This is a genomic window from Prauserella aidingensis (assembly GCF_024171865.1).
GTDB classification, from domain to species: domain Bacteria; phylum Actinomycetota; class Actinomycetes; order Mycobacteriales; family Pseudonocardiaceae; genus Prauserella; species Prauserella aidingensis.
Map to the genome: position 1 here is coordinate 1 of NZ_JAMTCN010000030.1, position 18,213 is coordinate 18,213.

General features: G+C 71.0%; 18 protein-coding genes. 12 read left to right on the forward strand and 6 right to left on the reverse strand.

Translation table 11 applies throughout. The features are described 5' to 3' along the window. From LY13_RS22095 to LY13_RS22120, 6 genes are all read left to right on the forward strand, one after another. On the forward strand, positions 1 to 607 hold a 607-nt coding region (locus LY13_RS22095), incomplete at its 5' end, for a hypothetical protein (RefSeq protein WP_253830472.1). Next, positions 604 to 1,233, forward strand: coding sequence for a DUF3558 domain-containing protein (locus LY13_RS22100; protein ID WP_253830473.1), 630 nt, complete (start codon positions 604 to 606; stop codon positions 1,231 to 1,233). The genes LY13_RS22095 and LY13_RS22100, both read left to right, overlap by 4 nt. 13 nt (positions 1,234 to 1,246) lie before the next feature. Next, the gene (locus LY13_RS22105) at positions 1,247 to 2,638 is read left to right on the forward strand and encodes a hypothetical protein (RefSeq protein ID WP_253830474.1); all 1,392 of its coding nucleotides are present in this window, start codon (positions 1,247 to 1,249) and stop codon (positions 2,636 to 2,638) included. A 6-nt stretch (positions 2,639 to 2,644) separates the two neighbouring features. Then, complete coding sequence (locus LY13_RS22110) at positions 2,645 to 3,388, forward strand: ESX secretion-associated protein EspG (protein ID WP_253830475.1); 744 nt, start codon at positions 2,645 to 2,647, stop codon at positions 3,386 to 3,388. Positions 3,389 to 3,525: 137 nt separating this feature from the next. Next, positions 3,526 to 4,695, forward strand: a complete 1,170-nt coding sequence (nagA, locus tag LY13_RS22115) for an N-acetylglucosamine-6-phosphate deacetylase (RefSeq protein WP_253830476.1) — start codon at positions 3,526 to 3,528, stop codon at positions 4,693 to 4,695. A 65-nt stretch (positions 4,696 to 4,760) separates the two neighbouring features. Then, the gene (locus tag LY13_RS22120) at positions 4,761 to 5,162 is read left to right on the forward strand and encodes a hypothetical protein (RefSeq protein WP_253830477.1); all 402 of its coding nucleotides are present in this window, start codon (positions 4,761 to 4,763) and stop codon (positions 5,160 to 5,162) included. A 64-nt stretch (positions 5,163 to 5,226) separates the two neighbouring features. Here the strand turns inward: LY13_RS22120 and LY13_RS22125 are convergent, their stop codons facing one another. Then, positions 5,227 to 6,633: an FAD-binding oxidoreductase gene (locus LY13_RS22125; protein WP_253830478.1), complete on the reverse strand. Its 1,407-nt coding sequence runs from the start codon at positions 6,631 to 6,633 to the stop codon at positions 5,227 to 5,229. Positions 6,634 to 6,869: 236 nt separating this feature from the next. Here LY13_RS22125 and LY13_RS22130 point away from each other — a divergent pair, with 236 nt between their 5' ends. The 3 genes from LY13_RS22130 to LY13_RS22140 all read left to right on the forward strand — a co-directional run bounded on the left by LY13_RS22130 (position 6,870) and on the right by LY13_RS22140 (position 9,195). Further along, positions 6,870 to 7,403 (forward strand): MarR family winged helix-turn-helix transcriptional regulator, encoded by a 534-nt coding sequence (locus LY13_RS22130; RefSeq protein ID WP_253830479.1) that lies wholly within the window; start codon positions 6,870 to 6,872, stop codon positions 7,401 to 7,403. Positions 7,404 to 7,614: 211 nt separating this feature from the next. Next, positions 7,615 to 8,436, forward strand: a complete 822-nt coding sequence (locus LY13_RS22135; protein ID WP_253830480.1) for a YceI family protein — start codon at positions 7,615 to 7,617, stop codon at positions 8,434 to 8,436. Positions 8,437 to 8,523: 87 nt separating this feature from the next. Further along, complete coding sequence (locus LY13_RS22140) at positions 8,524 to 9,195, forward strand: DedA family protein (RefSeq protein WP_372493875.1); 672 nt, start codon at positions 8,524 to 8,526, stop codon at positions 9,193 to 9,195. A gap of 29 nt (positions 9,196 to 9,224) precedes the next feature. Here the strand turns inward: LY13_RS22140 and LY13_RS22145 are convergent, their stop codons facing one another. Together LY13_RS22145 and LY13_RS22150 are read right to left on the reverse strand one after the other, a co-directional pair. Beyond that, positions 9,225 to 10,799: an ABC-F family ATP-binding cassette domain-containing protein gene (locus LY13_RS22145; protein ID WP_253830520.1), complete on the reverse strand. Its 1,575-nt coding sequence runs from the start codon at positions 10,797 to 10,799 to the stop codon at positions 9,225 to 9,227. Positions 10,800 to 11,268: 469 nt separating this feature from the next. Further along, on the reverse strand, positions 11,269 to 11,904 hold the full coding sequence (locus LY13_RS22150; protein WP_253830481.1) for a nucleoside/nucleotide kinase family protein: 636 nt from the start codon (positions 11,902 to 11,904) through the stop codon (positions 11,269 to 11,271). 175 nt (positions 11,905 to 12,079) lie between these two features. On the opposite strand from LY13_RS22150, the gene LY13_RS22155 reads away from it, so the two are divergent. Together LY13_RS22155 and LY13_RS22160 are read left to right on the forward strand one after the other, a co-directional pair. Continuing rightward, positions 12,080 to 13,114, forward strand: coding sequence for a LacI family DNA-binding transcriptional regulator (locus LY13_RS22155; RefSeq protein ID WP_253830482.1), 1,035 nt, complete (start codon positions 12,080 to 12,082; stop codon positions 13,112 to 13,114). A 196-nt stretch (positions 13,115 to 13,310) separates the two neighbouring features. Further along, positions 13,311 to 15,491 (forward strand): molybdopterin-dependent oxidoreductase, encoded by a 2,181-nt coding sequence (locus LY13_RS22160; protein WP_253830483.1) that lies wholly within the window; start codon positions 13,311 to 13,313, stop codon positions 15,489 to 15,491. A gap of 177 nt (positions 15,492 to 15,668) precedes the next feature. On the opposite strand, the gene LY13_RS22165 is transcribed toward LY13_RS22160, so the two are convergent. Beyond that, on the reverse strand, positions 15,669 to 16,352 hold the full coding sequence (locus tag LY13_RS22165) for an ArsR/SmtB family transcription factor (RefSeq protein ID WP_253830484.1): 684 nt from the start codon (positions 16,350 to 16,352) through the stop codon (positions 15,669 to 15,671). A gap of 65 nt (positions 16,353 to 16,417) precedes the next feature. On the opposite strand from LY13_RS22165, the gene LY13_RS22170 reads away from it, so the two are divergent. Continuing rightward, entirely contained in the window at positions 16,418 to 16,870 is a 453-nt protein-coding gene (locus LY13_RS22170; RefSeq protein WP_253830485.1) for an OsmC family protein, read from the forward strand. Positions 16,871 to 16,950: 80 nt separating this feature from the next. Here LY13_RS22170 and LY13_RS22175 read toward each other — a convergent pair whose 3' ends face one another. Both LY13_RS22175 and LY13_RS22180 read right to left on the reverse strand, forming a co-directional pair. Then, entirely contained in the window at positions 16,951 to 17,622 is a 672-nt protein-coding gene (locus LY13_RS22175) for a TrmH family RNA methyltransferase (protein ID WP_253830486.1), read from the reverse strand. A gap of 60 nt (positions 17,623 to 17,682) precedes the next feature. Beyond that, entirely contained in the window at positions 17,683 to 18,078 is a 396-nt protein-coding gene (locus LY13_RS22180; protein WP_253830487.1) for a DUF2784 domain-containing protein, read from the reverse strand. Positions 18,079 to 18,213 lie beyond the last annotated feature (135 nt).

Below are 18,213 nucleotides of genomic sequence, written 5' to 3' on the forward strand. Positions count from 1 at the left end.
CCGACCCGACCGGCGCTCGGCCGAAGCGACGGAGCGGGCGGTCTGCACACAGGCACGACTGGCATACATCGGACTCGGGGAGGGGTCGATGGCGGGGACGGACACGAGCGGGCAGACCGCCGAACACGGACAGTCCTTCTGGGGCGACCTCGGCGAAGCCGTGACGGGCAAAGCCGCGGCCGGCTCCACCGTCAGGGTCGGCGCGGGCGTCACCGACACCTGGAGCGGCGTCAACTTCATCGTCGACGGCCAGGAAACCAACCCCGGCACCGGCGGAGGCTTCCGACTCGACCGCGACGAAGCCATCCAACTCCAGAAAAAGGCCACAGCGCTGGCAGAGCATTACAGCGGGCTCACTCGGACCACTGAGCAACTCAAGCACATGGGAACGCCGGCGGACGTTCAACCATGCAACGCATTCACCCAGGCCATGACGCAATCCTGGAGTGCTGGCCATTCGAACACGGAGCAGCTGCGAGACCTCTGGAAAAACCTCGCTGAGAAGTTGGCCAAGATGGTCGGCACCTACGAAGAACAGGACGAGCAGTCCGGCAAGGACGTCAAACAGTCCGGCGGCCAGGACTCGGGCGGAGGTTACCTGGGATGAAGCGCATCATCGTGAGCCTCGCGGCCTGCGCACTGCTACTCACCGCCGCATGTTCGAGCGAAGCGGACGGACAGGCAGAACCGACGGGCAGCGCTCCGACTCCACCGGCCAGCTCCAAGGCGGAATCGAGCCCCTCGGCATCGTCGGACCTGCCTCACAGCGGTGCACCAGCTGTGGAGAACCCGCTACCCGAGGCGGTGCTCGAGGAGCACCCGTGTGATGCCGCGCTCACCCCCCAGCAGCTCGACGACGCGCTGGGCAAAGAGGGAGTACAGCAGGAAACGAAGGATACCGGCGCCGGACCGGGCTGCGACTGGTCGAACCCAGAGAGGTTCTCGGGACTTCAGGTCGGATACAACACGGCGACTCGAGAGGGACTGAGCGCCTTCTACCAGAACACGAAGCCAAAGAGCGCGGTTTTCCAGGAAGCGGACCCAGTCGCCGGTTTTCCCGCGGTCGAGTTCCAACCGTCGGTTGGCTCCGATTTCTGCACCACTGCGGTAGGACTTGCCGACGAGTACTCGGTGAGCGTGACCGTGACCGTCGGCGACGAGGGCGCCGATCCGTGCCAGGGAGCGGCGCGGGTGGCCGCCGACGTCGTGGGGAATTTGAAGGCCAAGGCGTGACGAGGGGGATCGCGTGAGTGTGTTCGATAGGGTCGACTTCTCGATCGGCGACGTCTGGAAGGACCTGCTGGGCGGCTCGGGGGCGTTGTCCGTGCCCGAGATGGTGCGCCGTATCCGGGAGGGCGACTCGGGCAAGTGGCTCAACACGTCGGAGGACGCCAAGAACGCCGCGCAGGCCCACGACCAGGGTGCCGAGATGACCGGCAAACTGCTCCAGTCCCTCGAGAGCGCGTGGTCAGGCGAGGGCGCCGACGCCGCCACGGACAAGATCAAGAAGGGCATGGAGGCCGTGGTCCACACCAGCAAGGCCTACCGCGCGAACTCCATGGTCAACGCCGACGGCGGCCACACCTTCGACGCCGTCAAGAATACCCTCCCCGATATTCCGGACAACCCGCCGGAAACGAACATCGTCGACGACATGACGCCGTGGGACACCGATACCGAGCAGCGGATCAACGAGCGCAACCAGCAGATCGCCCAGGCCCGCGCGGCCGTGCAGAAGTTCGAGGGCCAGACCTCCCAGCTGCAGTCGACCGTGGTGTCCGACTACGGCCAGGTCCCCACGTTCGCCGACGGCGGTGAACCCCGCGGACCGAACAGCACGGACTCCGACGTACGCGATTCGAGCAGCGGCGTCATCGACATCCCCGGAACCGGCACCGACACCAGCGGGTCGCGCAGCTCGGTCACGCCGGTCACCCCGGTCAGCACCGGCGACCCCGGCGGCGGTGACAGGACCGGTGGTTCGTACCAGCCGTCGAGCCCCGGCCCGACGACCACACCGAACGACAGCACCGGCACCTCGGGGTACACACCGCCGAAGCCTGCGATGCCGCCCGCGGCCAACACGCCCACTCCGAACCTCCCCGGCCAGACCCCCGGCGGTGGCGGGTTCGGCCCCACCGGTCCCAACACTCCCGGCTTCGGCCCCGTCGGCACCCCGCGCGGCACCGGCTTCGGCCCCACGGGCACTCCAGGATCGACACCGGGATCGACGCCGGGCTCGACGGGCGCACCAGGAGGCCGGTACTCGACCCCCGGGACAGTCGGCAGGGCCGGCGGCTTCGCGGGCGGCGCAGCAGGTGGTGCAGGCGGAGCGGGTTCCGGCGCCGCACCCGGAGCGGGCCGGATGTCCGGCGCAGGCGGTTTCGGCCCCACCGGTTCCGGTGGTGGCGCAGCGGCCGCGGGTGGCGCGGCGAGCGGATCGGCCGGCGCCCGCGGAGGCGCTCCCATGGGCGGCATGGGCGGTGCGGGCCGCGGCGGACAGGGCGGCGACGACGAGGAACACCAGCGCAAGTACATCGCCGCCACCGACGAGGCGTTCAGCCTCACCGAGGGTGAGGAAGTGCTGCGCGACCCCGTCACGGGCCACGTCGTCACCCCGCCGACCATCGGCGAGTAGCTCCTCATGGCCGTACTGACCCGTCCCGTGGTGCTGCCGCGGGAAGCGCTCGTGCACGTCTGGCGACTGGAGAACCTCGGCGGCGTGCATCCACTGCTCGGCGAGTCCGAGATGTACGTCCCGGACTCGCTCGGGCCCGAGTTCACGCGGCGCTGCATGCGCGAACTCGCCGGACTCGGTCTCGCGACCGCCGACGAGACCCTCACCCGCGAGTTCCGCGTCACGCTGCGCGTCCTGGCCTCGCCCGCGCGTGAGCTGTACGCGTGGAGTTCCCACGCGGCCGGCCCGTCGCAGAACCGCAGGTTCGGAGCGGCCGCTGCGGGTGGCCAGGCCGTACTGATGCAGGTGCGGGGCGACGCCGTCGGCCTGGTGACGATCGACGAGTCCCGGCTGGTCGACACGTTCGTCGCCGAACTGCCGGACGTCCCGCCCGCGTCCGTGAGCCCGCTACACGTCACGCGCAGTGCCTACGAACAGCGCGACGAGAACCACGACATGTTCGCCGCGAAACAGAGCCCCGAGAAGCAGCTCGAGAAGCTGATGAAGGCGCCGCGTTCGGCCGCGCACCAGGTCTACGCCGCGGGTGCGTCCGGCTCGCAGCACGTGCGCAGCAAGCCCTTCACCGTGATCGACATCGAGAACCGGGGACGCGTCGTCACGTTCACCGACGCCCGCGGCGACATCCACTGCCTACCCGGAACACCCGACCAGCTCGCGCAGACGTTCCACGCCACGTGGCGGTCGATGTAGACCCCGCATTCCGATGCACAGGTCCCCACGACGGACCCATCCGATTCGGATCCGCCGCGCCCGGGAAGTCCCACTCACGAACACGTCACGTGTCCGCGATATGGTCGCGCGCTGGTCTGGACCAATAGGATGGCTTCGTGAGCACTGCCGACGACCGCACGTCCGAACCTCCGGACCTCGTCCTCACCGGAGGCCGGTTCGCCCTGCCCGAGGGCGTGACCGACGACGGCTGGGTCGCGGTCACGGGGGAACGCATCACCGCGTCCGGTAGCGGGCCCGCGCCCGCGGCCCGCGAGCGCGTCGACGTCGGCGGGAGCCTCGTCGTCCCGGGCTTCGTCGACACGCACTGTCACGGCGGCGGGGGTGCGTCGTTCTCGACGACCGATCCCGCCGACGCCGCCCGCGCTGTCGCGGCCCACCTGCGGCACGGCACGACGACGATGCTCGCGAGCCTGGTCAGTCAACCGGTACCGACGCTGACGAGCCAAATCTCCGCGCTCACCGAACTGGTCACCGACGGCCTGCTCGCAGGCGTGCACCTCGAAGGCCCGTTCCTCGCCGAGACGCGCTGCGGCGCCCACGACCCGGCGGTGCTGCGCGAGCCCGACGACGACTCCGTGTCGGCGCTGCTCGACGCGGGCCCGGTCCGCATGGTCACACTCGCCCCCGAGCTTCCCGGCGGCATCGACGCGGTGCGGCGGATCGCGGACCGGGGTGTGCTCGCGGCGCTCGGCCACACCGACGCCCGATCCGAACGGCTGCGCGAGGCCGTCGACGCGGGCGCCACCGTCGCGACACACCTGTTCAACGCGATGCGCCCGTTGCACCACCGCGAACCCGGCGCCGTCGGCGCACTGCTCGACGACGACCGCGTCACCGTCGAGCTGATCTGCGACCTCGTCCACGTCCACCCCGACGTCGTGCGACTCGCCACCCGCCACGCGGGACCCGGCCGCACCACGCTGATCACCGACGCGATGTCCGCCACCAGCGCCCCCGACGGCGAGTACACGCTCGGCGCACTCGACGTCGAGGTGCGCGACGGCGTGGCCCGCATTCCCGGGTCCGGGGCGCTGGCGGGCAGCACGCTGACGATGGACTCCGCGTTCCGCAACGTCGTCACCACGGTCGGCATGAGCGTCGCCGACGCGGTGCACGCCACGGCCACGCGTCCCGCCCGGCTGCTCGGACTCGACCGTGAGGTCGGCAGTCTCGCGGCCGGACTGCGCGCCGACCTCGTGGTCCTGGACGACACCTTGCGAACACAGCGCGTGATGCATGTGGGCCAGTGGGTCACTAGGGAGTGACTCGCGTGCAACCCGTTCGAGCACCGGCTGACCGGCCGCACCCGACGGCATTACGCTGGGCATCGATGAGCGACGACCCCGAGCGCCTGCTGGCCGAGGCGTTGCGGGCACAGGCTCGCAACGCTCCTCCCGCTGAGCAGCCGGAGCCGCGGCACGCCGCCCCGGTATCCGAGTCCGCCGGGCCGGCACCCGTCGTGGAGACACCCGGCGGCTACGGGCTGTTGTCCGGTGCGGGCGAAGGTTCCCTCGAACGCGAACGTGCCGCGCTCGACGCCCAGACCGCACCGTCGGCGCCGCACACCGACGCCGCGCCGGCGACGTCGCCTGCCGCCCCGCGGACGTCCGGGGGCCGGCACCACCGCGCCGACGCAGGCGGCATGCAGGTCACGTTGCCGTGGATCGTGCTGCTGGCCGCGATCCTCGGGCTCGCGTGCGGCTGCGTCATCGGCCTGCTCACCATCGCCTGACGCTGCTCACCATCGCCGCACGCCGAGCACCCACCCGCGGCGCCAGGCGCCCACGCCGAGCCGATCACCCGTCGAACATCGAACCGGGGTTGAACACGCCGTCCGGGTCGAGGCTGCGGCGGATGTCGCGGTGGACGCGGAGGCCGACGGGACCGAGTTCGCGGGCGAGCAGGTCCTGCTTGAACTTGCCGATGCCGTGCTCCCCGCTGACCGTGCCGCCGAGGGACAGGCCGAGGTCGCAGATCGCGTCGAACGCCTGCCGGGCGCGGGCGAACTCGTCGTCGCCGTCGTAGATCACGGTGGGGTGCATGTTGCCGTCGCCCGCGTGGCCGTTGACGACGATGCGCAGGCCGACGTCCTCGGAGATGCGGGCGCACCCGTCGATGAGCTCGGCGATGCGGGTCCGCGGGACGCACACGTCGTCGATCATGTGCTGGGCACCCATGCCTTCGATCGCCTGGTGCACCGACCGCCTGGCCTGCATGAGCAGGGCGCCCTCGGCGGGATCGGTGGTCGAGTGCACGAGCGCGGCGCCGGACTCCGAGCAGACCCGTTCCAGGGAGGCGAGTTCGGCCGACGCCGCCTCGCCACCCGCGTCGGACTGGCACAGCAGGAGCGTCCCGCCACCGTCGCCACTGCCGAGGTCCGTGCCGAGGTGACGTTCCACGGCGCGCACGGTCGTGGCGTCCATGATCTCCATCAGCGACGGCACGAGCCCGTCGCCGACGATCCTGGTGACGGCAGCGCCCGCGTCGGCGGTGTCGGGGAACGACGCGACCAGCGTGCCCGGCGCCTGGGGCAGCGGCCGCAACGCGAGCGTGGCGCGGGTGATGACACCGAGGGTGCCCTCGCTGCCGACGAACAGCTTCGTCAGGTCGTAGCCCGCGACTCCCTTGACGGTGCGCCTCCCCGTCCGCAGCAGCGACCCGTCGGCAAGCACCACGTCGAGACCCAGCACCGAGTCGGTCGTGACGCCGTACTTCACACAGCAGAGCCCGCCCGCGTTCGTCGCCAGGTTGCCGCCGAGGGTGCAGAAGTCGTAGCTGGCGGGGTCGGGCGGGTAGAACAGGTCGTGGGCGGCGACGGCCTCGCGCAGGTCGGCGTTGATGACACCCGGTTCGACGACCGCGACGCGGTTGGCGGCGTCGACCTCCACGATCCGGTTCATCCTGGTGAGCACGAGCACGACACAGCCGTCCAGCGCGTTGGCGCCACCGCACAGGCCGCTGCCAGCTCCGCGCGGGACCACCGGCACACCCGCGTCCGCACACGCGCGCACGACGGCCTGCACCTCCTCGGTCGACGACGGCAGCACGACCGCCAGCGGCGTCCCGGACGGCGCCAGCGGCAGCCGGTCGCGCGAGTAGGTCGCCATGACGTCGGGGTCGGTGAGCACGGCGGAGATGCCGAGCCGTGCGGTGAGCAGGTCCGCGAGGCCGGCTGCGGTGCCGACCGGGGAGGTACTGGCCATGGTCCGCACCGTAATCCGCCGTCACCCGGACCGGTGGGGACGTGCGGTCCTTCACAACGGTCGGTGTCCGCGAGAGCCTGTCGAACGGCTCCGCCTGAGCTAAGATAGTTGCAAACGTCAAATACTTGGCGAGCGTCACCGGTTCCCGACCCCTCGCGGGCACCGGTGCGGCGGCCGACGCGACGTGGCAGTACGAACGACGTGGCAGTACGAACACCGCGGCGAAAGACCACCCCATGACAGTTCCATCCCAGGACGACCTCGACGTCGCGGATGCGCTCGGCGGCCAGCTGGTGCGGTTCTACCGGGCGATGGCGAAGACGAAGTCATACCTGTCCAAGATCGGCCCGGACGGCATCGAACGCGCCGCGTACGCGATCCTGTTCTACCTGGTCAACAACGGCCCGCAGCGCACGTCGGCGCTCGCGGAGGCCCTGCATTCGGACATCTCCACGGTGAGCAGGCAGAGCAGCACACTCGTGCAGCACGGACTCGTCGAACGCACCGCCGACCCCGAGGACGGCCGGGCGACCCTGCTCGCTCCGACCGGCGAAGGGCTGCGCGTGTTCGAGGAGAACCGCAAGCAGCGCGCCCGGTGGATCGCCTCGATGCTTCAGGAGTGGCCGCGCGAGGACCGCGTCGCCGTCGCCTCCCTGCTCGACCGCCTCAACGCCGAGATCGAACAGTTCCATGCGGGCCTGGCCGGCGACTCGGCACCGGGCGGACCCGACCACGACCAGGTCACCGGCCACGACGACACGAACGGCTGAACCCCTGTGGCACGCGAACCACGTCCCGGCGAACAGCCGCACTCGAGGACGTAACGGTGATACCCACCGTTTTCCGACACATGAAGATCACCGCTAGCATCACACGGACGGGCGGAAGCTCCTCACCCAACGGAGTCGACGGCGACACGCACTCCCCGGTGGCCGACGGCGACGGGCCCCGCCCGACACGACCGAAGGGAACCACGCTCTGATGCCCGGACTGTCCGCCACCATCCGCACGACCGACGGCTGGGGAATCGAGCACGCCGTCCTCACCGTCACCGACCTCAGCGGGCGGCAGGCCGCGCACGCCACCGCCGACGCCCAGGGCACGGTGGGCACCGAACTGCTACAGCCCGGCGTCTACACCGCGGTCGTCACGGCCGCGGGCTACCTGCCCGTGGCGCGCACGGCCCAGATCGGCAGCACGGGCGGCGCGGAGCTCGGCGAGCTCGTCCTCGAACCGGAGGAGGGCGCCGTCGAACTGCCTCCCACCGGACCGTGGGTGATCGACCCGATGCACTCGTCGGTGCAGTTCGCCGCACGACACCTGGGCATCTCCAGCATCCGGGGCCGGTTCGGCGAGGTACAGGGCCGGGTGGACGTCGCCAGGCCCACCGAACAATCGGTCGTGCGCGCCCAGATCACGGCCGACACCATCGACACCGGCATCAAGATGCGCGACGACCACCTGCGTTCGGCCGAGTTCCTCGACGTCGCGAACTTCCCGACCATCGACTTCGTCAGCACCGGCCTCGTCCAGCGCGGCTCGGCCGAGTGGACGATGGAGGGCGAACTGACCCTCCACGGCGAACGCAAGCCGGTGACGCTCGAAATGACCTACGGCGGCTACGGGCCGGACCCGTGGGGCGGCACGCGCGCCGCGTTCCACGCCGAGACGCAGCTGCGCCGTGACGATTTCGCGATCAACTACAACGCGATGGTGCGCGCGGGTGTCGCGGCCGTCGGCACCACGGTCAAGGTGGAGATCGACTTGCAGCTCGTCCAGGGGGAACAGCTTCCCGAGATGTGACGTTTCGCGTCGGTGACCTCCCCCGCAGACCATTGATTTCGGTACTTGCGGGTGACGCGCCGATGCGGCCACGTACGCTGGGTCGCTGTGAGTGGTGCGTACGCGATGGGTGCCGGATTCGGCCTGGACTGGCTCGCAACGGTCGGGCCGCTGTTGCTCTGGGTCATCGTGCTCGGCTTCGTCTTCATCGAGTGCGCCCTGATCCTCGGTCTGTTCCTGCCCGGCGACTCGCTGCTGTTCATCGCGGGCCTCATCATGGCGCAGGACAACGCCAGCGACGTCGAGGTGTGGGCCATGGCGCTGGCAGGGCTCGTGGCCGCGATCGTCGGCAACAGAGTCGGCTACTTCGTCGGCGACCGCACCGGAACGCGCTTCGTCGCGGGCCGGGACGGCAAGGTCCTCAACCAGCGCAACCTCGACCGGGCGCACGCGTTCCTCGACCGCTGGGGATTCCTCGCGATCGTCGCGGCGCGGTGGATCCCGTACGTGCGCACAGTCGCCCCCATGCTGGCCGGCGCCGCGCGCATGGAGATGCGGCGGTTCATGGCCTCCACCACGGTCGGCGCGATCATCTGGGTGCCGACGCTGGTGCTCATCGGCTTCTACGGCGCGGGGCTGATCTCCCACATCCCGTGGCTGACCGAGGGTCTGATCTGGGTCAGCGTCGCGTTCTGCGTGGTCAGCACGGCCTACGGCCTGATCCGCTACCGCAAGGAGACGCGCGAACCCGCGACGGCCGACGTCGAAAACCCGGCCTGATTCCCCGAACGAACGACCCCCGAACAGACCTACTGCTCGCGTAACACTCCGTCGCGGAGCTCGAGGTGGCGTGTCGGCCGGACGGATGACAGGAATCGCTCGTCGTGGCTGACGACCACGAGCGCTCCCTCGTACGAGGCCAGCGCGCTCACGAGCCTGCCGACACTGACGAGGTCGAGGTTGTTCGTCGGCTCGTCGAGCAGCAGCAACTGCGGCGCCGGCTCGGCGAACAGCGTGCACGCCAAGGTCGCCCGCAACAGCTCACCGCCCGACAGGGACCGCACCGGCCGCTGCGCGCCGTCGCCCCGGAACAGGAACCGCGCCAGCAGGTTCATCCGGTCGACCTGCGACATCGACGGCGCGGACAGGGCCAGGTTCTCGGCCACCGACCGGTCGACGTCGAGCACGTCGAGTCGCTGCGCCAGCTGCGCCACCCGCCCGTCGACCCGCCGCACCTCGCCGGCCTCCGGTTCGAGGTCACCGCTGATCACCCGCAGCAACGTCGACTTGCCGGAGCCGTTCGGTCCGGTCAACGCGATGCGCTCCGGCCCGCGGATCGACAGGTCCAACCCGGGGTCGAACAGGTCGCGCACACGGAGGTGCTCGCCGTGGAAGACGGTCCGCCCGGCAGGCACGCGGGTCTGCGGCAGGTCGACGACGATCGCGTCGTCGTCGCGCAGGGACCGTTCCGCGTCGTCGAGCCGCGCGCGGGCCCGGTCGAGGCGGGCGGCGTGCACGTCGTCGGACTTCGCCGCCGAGACCTGCGCCTTGCGTTGCAGTTCCCCGGCAACGATCTTCGGCAGCCCGGCTTCTGCAGCCTTGCGCGACCCGGTGCCCGCCCGCCGGTCGGCGCGCTCGCGAGCCTGCTGCATCTCCCGCTTCTCACGTTTGACCTGCTGTTTCGCGGTGCGGATCCGTTGCTGGGCCGCCTGCCGTTCGCCCTCGATCGCCTCCTCGTAGGCGGTGAACCCGCCGCCGAAGAACCGGACCTCGCCCTGGTCGAGTTCGGCGATCCGATCCATCCGGTCGAGCAACGTCCGGTCGTGACTGACCACGAGCAGACAGCCCGACCAGCCGTCGAGGACGTCGTAGAGCTTCCGCCGGGCGTCGGCGTCGAGGTTGTTGGTGGGCTCGTCGAGCAACAGCACGTCGGGGCCGGCGAGCAGCTGTGCGGCGAGGCCGAGCTGCACGACCTGGCCGCCCGAGAGCGTGTGCAGCCGCCGCGTCAGTTCGACGCCGGGAAGGCCGATCCGGTCGAGCTGTGCCCGGCAACGCTGCTCGACGTCCCAGTCGTTGCCGATGGTGGTGAAGTGACGTTCGTCGACGTCCCCGGCCTCGACAGCGGCGATCGCGGCGAGCACCGGAGCGACACCGAGCACGTCGGCGACCGCCAGCTCACCCGCCTGCGGCAGTGTCTGCGGCAGGTGGCCGAGCACGCCGTCGACGGTGACCGTGCCGGAACGCGGCGGCAACGCTCCGGCGATGAGCGCGAGCAGCGTGCTCTTGCCCGTGCCGTTGGGGGCGACGAGGCCGGTGCGCCCGCGGCCGACGGTCAACGACAGGTCGTCGAACACCGGGGTGCCGTCCGGCCACGCGAACGACAGGTGGCTGCAGACGACGGACGGGGACGACTCCTGCGCGGACGCTGCTCCGGCAGGAGAGCCGGTGACGGGAGAGCCGGGAACGGATGACGCATGAGACACGGCTGAACACCTCGGGAGTCTGGTGACGAGGACGCGGACAGGCGGCCACCGGATGCGGTGGCGGCTCCGCGGATCAGCCGAGCGCGCACACTCGACCACGAGGTCGAGCGGCGGTCGCGCTCACACGCGGAGCGGCTCAGTCGTCACCAAGCACGTTGTGGACTCCCAAGAACGACAGCAGGCCGGTGCCCAGGCTACTCGGACCGCGGCCGCACGACGACGCATTTTTCGTACGCAAGCTGCAGTCCACGTGTGGACAAACCTGTGGATAACTCACACTTGTCCCCAAATCTGTGGACAAGTCGACGGGCGGCGCGCCCTGCCGGAGCGTCGTCCGGACTCATCGCGCCGCCCCAAGCGGAACCGCAGGTCACACCGCGAAGGTCGGCAGCTCCATGTCCTTGACGACGAGGTCCGCGCGAGCCGCGCTCGGTGCGACGAGGTCGGCGTTGCGCTGATCCGATCCCCACGCACGCTGCTGCGCCTCGACGAGAGAGCGGCCGTACTTGCGATGACGCGAGACGAGCCGTTCCAGCCGCACGTTCTCGTCCGGCTCCAGGAACCACGCCTCGTCGAGCAGCGACCGCAGCTGCGCCCACGGCTCGGCGTCGAGCAACAGGTAGTTGCCTTCGGTGATCACGAGCGGCACGTCCTCGGGAACCGCGACCGCACCCGCGATCGGCTCCTCGATCTCCCTGCGGAACTCCGGGGCGTACACGCGCTCGTCGCCCGCGGCCAGCCTGCGCACCAGGTGCACGTACCCGGCGCCGTCGAACGTGTCCGGCGCACCCTTGCGGTCGGCGTTGCCCAGCCGCGCGAGCTCCACCTGCGCGAGGTGGAAGCCGTCCATGCCGACCACCTTCGCGCGGTTGCCGAGCGCGCCGGCCAGTCGCCACGCCAAGGTCGTCTTGCCGGAAGCCGGGCATCCCGCGATGCCCAGCACACGCCTGCCGCCGGATGCGGCGAGCGCCTCGGCGCGCGCCAGCAGATCATCAAACGTCGTCATCTCGCTCCCATCATGACCCGTGCACCGCGCCGCCGGCCCGGCGACCCCGGCATCGGCCGTGGCCCACGTCCACCGCCCACCGGGTGTCGATCAGGATTGACGGTAGGCAGCGGTAAGGTGCCGCGCAATCCGCTACGCAAACGCTTGCCGCCCTCGGAAGGAGCCCGTCGTCCCCGTGCCGAAGAGACCGAGCCGGCCGACCCAACGCGACATCGCCGAACTGGCCGGAGTGTCGATCACCACCGTGTCACACGTCGTGAACGGCACGAGAGCCGTGGCTCCCGCAACCCACGAGGCCGTCATGGCGGCGGTCGAGCGGACCGGCTACACGGGTGACGTCATCGCCCGGTCGCTGGTCACGGGCGGCACGCAGACGATCGGACTGGCGGTCTCCCTCAGCGGCAGCCCGCACATCGGCACACTCGTTCAGGCCGTCGAACGCGAAGCCGCGGCCGCCGGCTACACGGTGCTGCTGTCGGACACCCACGACGACGCCGACACCGAACGGTCCGTCGTGCGTGCGCTGCGGGCCCACCGCATCGAAGGCGTGGTACTGGTGTCCGCGCCGGACGACCGCGACATCGTCGACGAGCTCCTCACCGCGGACGTGCCGACGGTGCTGCTCGACCGGCTCACCACGCGCAGCGACATCGACCAGGTCGGGCCCGAGAACATCCAGGCCATGTCGGCGCTCACCGAGCACGTCGCCGCGCGGGCGCACCGGCGGATCGGCCTCGTCAGCGGGCCGGAAGGGCAGGTCACGAGCGACGAACGCGTGCTCGGCTACCGGCTCGGACTCGGGCGAGCCCGCGTGTCGTGGAGCCCGGAGCTGGTCGCCACCGGCGAGCGCAGCCGGGAAGGCGGGGCCGCGGCGCTGTCGGCGCTGCTGGACCTGCCGGAACCGCCGACCGCCGTGCTGGCCGCCGACGACGCGATGGCCGCGGGCGTGGTCGTGGAGGCCCGGCGGCGCGGCCTGCGGATCGGCGCCGACCTCGCACTGGCCTGCTTCGACGAGCCCGAGTGGGCGGACCTCGTCGACCCGCCGCTCACGACGATCACGCAGTCGGTCGCCGACATGGGCCGCGAGGCGATGCGCCTGCTGCTCGCGAGGCTGAAGGACCCGGAACGCGAACCGGAGACGGTGCGACTCCCACCGGCATGGCGTCACCGGACGTCGTGCGGCTGCCCACCGGAGAACCCCACCCCCTGACCGTGTTGCGGATCCCCGGGACCGTGTTGCGGCTCCAGGAGCTCGTGTTGCGGATTCGCGAGGCCGTGTTGCTCCCGCCCGTCGCCCGGCCACCACCCCTCAACGACGCGCTACCGTATCCGAGCACTGCCGTTGTCCGCTGCCGCTGGAGTCCCGAACATCGACAGCTCGTTATGACTGGTGTCACCATCGCCGCATGACAACGGCATATGTCACATGTCCGCTGTGTGAGGCGACCTGCGGGCTCGAGGTGACGCTGGACGGCGCGACGGTCACCGGCGTTCGCGGGGACCGCGACGACGTCCTCTCGCAGGGTTACATCTGCCCGAAAGGCGCGTCGCTCGGCGCGCTGCACCACGACCCCGACCGTCTACGCACGCCGTTGATCCGCCGCGGCGGCGAACTCGTCGAGGCGTCGTGGGACGAGGCGTTCGCCGAGATCGACGCCCGCCTGCCCGGCCTCATCGACGCCCACGGGCGGGACGCGGTGGCGGTCTACGTCGGCAATCCCGTGTCGCACAACGTGTCCGCGTCCGTATACCTGCGCGCGCTCGTCAAAGCACTGCGCACGACCAACGTCTACACCGCGGGCACCGTCGACCAGATTCCGAAGCACTTCTCGTCGGGATACCTGTTCGGCGGCGCGATGACGATCCCTGTACCGGACCTGGACCGCACCGAGTACCTCCTCGTGCTCGGCGCCAACCCGCTCGTGTCGAACGGCAGCCTCATGACGGCCGGTGACGTGCGGTCGCGGCTGCGCGGGATCCGGAAACGGGGTGGACGGATCGTCGTCGTCGACCCGCGGCGCACACGCACGGCCGAGTTCGCGGACGAGCACCACGCGATCCGTCCCGGCGCCGACGCGCTGTTGCTGCTGGCGATGGTGCACACGCTGTTCGCCGAGAACCTCGTGCGGCTGGGCACGCTCTCCAGCCACGTCGCCGGGGTGGACGACGTGCGTGAACTGGCGGCCGATTTCGCACCGGAGACCGTCACCGAGGCCACCGGCCTGCCCGCGGCCGACATCCGCAGGCTCGCCCGCGAACTCGCGGCCGCCGACCGCGCCGCGGTCTACGGCCGAATCGGCACCACGACGCAGGAGTTCGGCACGCTGACGAGCTGGCTCGTCGACGTACTCAACGTGCTCACCGGTCACCTCGACCGCGAAGGGTGCGCGATGTTCCCGCTCGCGGCCGCGGGCCAGGCGAACACCGCGCCCGGCAAACCGTTCCGCGCGGGACGCCGTCACACCCGCGTGCGCGGCCTGCCCGAGGTCATCGGCGAGGTGCCCGTCGCGACACTCGCCGACGAGATCGAAACCCCGGGCGACGGGCAGGTGCGTGCGCTCATCACGCTCGCGGGGAACCCGTGCCTGAGCGCACCCAACGCGGCCCGCCTCGACGCCGCGCTGGCAGGGCTCGACTTCATGGTGGCGGTCGACATCTACCGCAACGAGACCACGCGCCACGCCGACGTCGTCCTGCCCGCACCGAGCGCCCTGGAACGGCCGCACTACGACGTGACGCTGTACCAGCTCGCGGTGCGCAGCGTCGCGAACTGGACCCCGGCCACGCTCACATCCGACGTCCCGCAGGAGTGGCGGACGCTGTTGCGGCTCAGCGGCGTCATCGCGGGCCAGGGGCCGAATCCCGACGTGGATGCGCTCGACGACCTGTTCGCCGCCGACCTCGCGGGGCGCTACGGCGTCGCCGCCGACGACACCCGCCGCGGCCCGGAGCGGATCGTCGACCTGATGCTGCGCGCCGGGCCGTTCGACCTGACGCTCGCCGACCTCGAGGCGGCCCCGCACGGCGTCGACCTGGGGCCGATGCGGCCGCGCATCCCCGACGTGCTGTCCACCGAGAGCGGCAAGGTCGAGCTCGCGCCGGAGGCGATCGTGTCGGACGTCCCGCGGCTGGCGGCGGCGTTGACGCGTTCGTCGGCGCAGGGACCCGGTCCGGTGGGTGAGGCTTCCGGCGGGCGGGACCTGATCCTGATCGGCAGGCGGCACCTGAGCTCGAACAACTCGTGGATGCACAACCTGGAACCGCTCGTGCGGGGCAGCAACCGGTGCACGGCACAGCTGCATCCGGACGACGCGGGCGGGCTCGGGCTGGCCGACGGCGACTCGGTGACGGTCACCGCCCGCACCGGGTCGATCGCCGTCCCGGTGGAGATCACCGACACGGTGCGGCCCGGCGTCGTGAGCATTCCGCACGGCTGGGGACACGACGTCACGGGCGTGCGAACCACCGTCGCCACCCGGCACAGCGGGGCGAACGCGAACGTGCTCACCGACGACTTCGCCCTCGACGTCCCCACTGGAACGGCCGCACTGGGCGGAATCCCGGTCACCCTGACCCCGACCCCCTGACCCGCGTGTTGCAGTTTCGGGAGCCCGTGTTGCGGATTCCGGGGCGCGTGTTGCGGACTCGGGAGCCCGTGTTGCGGTTTCCGGGGCCTGTGTTGCGGATCCGGGGGCCGGCCGCTCCATCACACGCTGCCGGGCGACAGGGTTGCGGGCGGCCCCGTGCAGGTTCGGACCGTGCCGTCAGGCGGCGATCCCCCACGCCCCTTGGAGAAGGTCACGGCCCGCCGACGTGACAGCCACACCACGCCCGGACGCATGTCGCGTCACCCAGCCGGCTTCGACGAACCGGGAGGCAACGGCCGCGCCCAACGCTCCACTCAGATGGAGTCGCCGTTCCGTCCAATCCAGACACACGCGCGTCGTGGGCCGACGCGTCCGTACCGCACCGTCGACGTCCACCCCGAGTTCGCGGAATCCGGCGGCGCCGGTGTCGGTCAACGCCAGCGCGTCGCGGTCCCGGAGCCACCCGCCGTCGGTCCACGCGTCCACGAGCGCGACCGCCAACCGGCCTGCGAGGTGGTCGTAACAGAACCTGGCCGCACCCAGCCGGTGCGCCTCCCGGCTGCGCCGCAGGCTCGTCACCGGAAGGCTGTCGGCCACGGATCCGAGCGCCTCGACCGCCGAGGCGACGTCCGGGCCCGCCAGTGCGTAGTAGCGGTGCCTGCCGCGCTTCTCGCACGTCACGAGGCCCGCGTCGACCAAAACACCGAGGTGTTCCGACGCGGTGGACGCCCGCACCCCGGCCGCCCTGCCCAGTTCCCCGGCCGGCCGCGCGGTGCCGTCGAGCAGCAGGTTCACGAAGACCGCGCGGGCCGGCGCCGCCAACGCGGCGCCGACCCGCGTGAGGTCCCGGTCCCGACTCATGGTGCGACCGTACGCCGCAGACGTTTCGGCGTGCGCCGCACGATTCCGGACCTACTGTCCGGCGCATGACCGACTACGAGACACAGCTGAGCTGGTCCGGCTCGACCGCCCACGGGATCCGTTCCTATTCCCGCGCCCACACCGCCGCCGCCCCTCCCGCCACCGCAGCCGTCGAGCTGAGCGCTGACCCGGCCTTCCGCGGTGATCCCGGCCTGCTCAATCCGGAACAGCTCGTCGTTATGGCCGCGTCGTCGTGCCAGCTGCTGTCGTTCCTCGGCGCCGCGGCACGCGCCGGGATCGACGTCCTCGCCTACGAGGACCGGGGCACCAGCCGGCTCGACACCGCCGCGGAACCCGTGCGGCTCGGCACGATCCAGCTGGACGTCACCGTGCAGGTGGCTGCGGGGACGGACGAGCCGACGGTGCTCGACCTCGCCGAACGGGCCCACCGTGAGTGCTTCGTCGCGAGCAGCCTGGCCACGCCCGTGCGGGTGCGGACGACCGTCGTGACCGCGTAGCCGTCGGACTCGGGCACCGGCTCGGCGTCGGACCCGGACATCGGCCCCGGACGCCGGGCGCGTGCCGTTGGACCCGGCCCTCAGTCCCAGGCGTCGGCGACGTCGGCGTGCTGCCGAACCCACGTGTGCATGACGATGCCCGCCGCGACGCCGGCGTTGATCGAACGGGTCGTGCCGAACTGCGCGATCGACACGACGAGCGACGCCGCGTCCTGGGCGGCCTTCGACAGCCCGGGGCCTTCCTGCCCGAACAGCAGCACGCACTCGCGCGGCACCGACGCTGTCTCCAGCGGCTGCGCGCCCGGGGTGTTGTCGACCGCCACGATCGGCAGCGCCCGCGCGGTGGCGAACTCGACGAGCCCGTCGACCGTCGGGTGGTGGTGAAGGTGCTGGTACCGGTCCGTCACCATCGCGCCGCGACGGTTCCAGCGGCGTTTGCCGACGATGTGCACGGCCGCGGCGGCGAACGCGTTGGCCGTCCGCACCACGGTGCCGATGTTGTGGTCGTGCTGCCAGTTCTCGATCGCCACGTGGAACGGGTTCCGCCGCGTGTCCATGTCCGCGACGATCGCCTCGCGCCGCCAGTACCGGTAGGCGTCGACGACGTTGCGGCGGTCGCCCTCGGCGAGCAGTTCCGGGTCGTAGCGCTCGTCGTTGGGCCACGGACCTTCCCACGGGCCCACACCCACCTCGGGATTCGCGCCCCACTCGGTGGGCCCGGCGTCGCCGGTGCTCGGATCGTCAGCCGTCACGCGGCCATTGTCCCGGGTCGGCGAGCGCGCATCCGAACGCCGCCCGCCGAACAGCCGTGGTCAACCGAGCCGCAGGGAGTGGCCGTGGCCGGAGCGCGGGTCGCCTGCGCGCTGCCGCCACAGCACGTACACGCCCACGTACGACACCGCGACCAGCAACAACGCCCCGACGGCCACGAACGGCAGCATCGAATGCGGAATGAGCGTCCCGTAGATGTAGTACTCGTTGAACCCGCCGGGCAGCGGTCCGAGCCCGCGCTGCTCACGCAGGAAGTCCTCCGCGACGGTGAGCGGACAGGCGAGCGAGAACACGTTCACGGCGATGCCCCACGCCGCGAACAACACGTGGACGTACACCGAGCGCGGCCATATCCACGCCAGAAAACCGCCGAGGCCGATGTAGGCGAGCGCGACGAAATGCGCGACGGTCACCAGAACCGTCAACAGCCACAACATCGAACCCCACCTGCCCCGCGACCGGCGACGAATTCCCCTGCGAATCGAACCCCTGTCGTCGTCAACATAGCGCGCACGGAGGAGATTCCGCGTCCGGAAAAACCCTGAAACGAGTGGTTTCACGGCGGCCGTTAC

Bases quoted from the DNA above. Each gene is read 5' to 3' on its own strand.
- LY13_RS22100 (WP_253830473.1), top strand. From the start codon at position 604: ATGAAGCGCATCATCGTGAGCCTCGCGGCCTGCGCACTGCTACTCACC.
- LY13_RS22110 (WP_253830475.1), top strand. From the start codon at position 2,645: ATGGCCGTACTGACCCGTCCCGTGGTGCTGCCGCGGGAAGCGCTCGTG.
- LY13_RS22120 (WP_253830477.1), top strand. From the start codon at position 4,761: ATGAGCGACGACCCCGAGCGCCTGCTGGCCGAGGCGTTGCGGGCACAG.
- LY13_RS22125 (WP_253830478.1), bottom strand. From the start codon at position 6,633: ATGGCCAGTACCTCCCCGGTCGGCACCGCAGCCGGCCTCGCGGACCTG.
- LY13_RS22130 (WP_253830479.1), top strand. From the start codon at position 6,870: ATGACAGTTCCATCCCAGGACGACCTCGACGTCGCGGATGCGCTCGGC.
- LY13_RS22135 (WP_253830480.1), top strand. From the start codon at position 7,615: ATGCCCGGACTGTCCGCCACCATCCGCACGACCGACGGCTGGGGAATC.
- LY13_RS22150 (WP_253830481.1), bottom strand. From the start codon at position 11,904: ATGACGACGTTTGATGATCTGCTGGCGCGCGCCGAGGCGCTCGCCGCA.
- LY13_RS22160 (WP_253830483.1), top strand. From the start codon at position 13,311: ATGACAACGGCATATGTCACATGTCCGCTGTGTGAGGCGACCTGCGGG.
- LY13_RS22165 (WP_253830484.1), bottom strand. From the start codon at position 16,352: ATGAGTCGGGACCGGGACCTCACGCGGGTCGGCGCCGCGTTGGCGGCG.
- LY13_RS22170 (WP_253830485.1), top strand. From the start codon at position 16,418: ATGACCGACTACGAGACACAGCTGAGCTGGTCCGGCTCGACCGCCCAC.
- LY13_RS22180 (WP_253830487.1), bottom strand. From the start codon at position 18,078: ATGTTGTGGCTGTTGACGGTTCTGGTGACCGTCGCGCATTTCGTCGCG.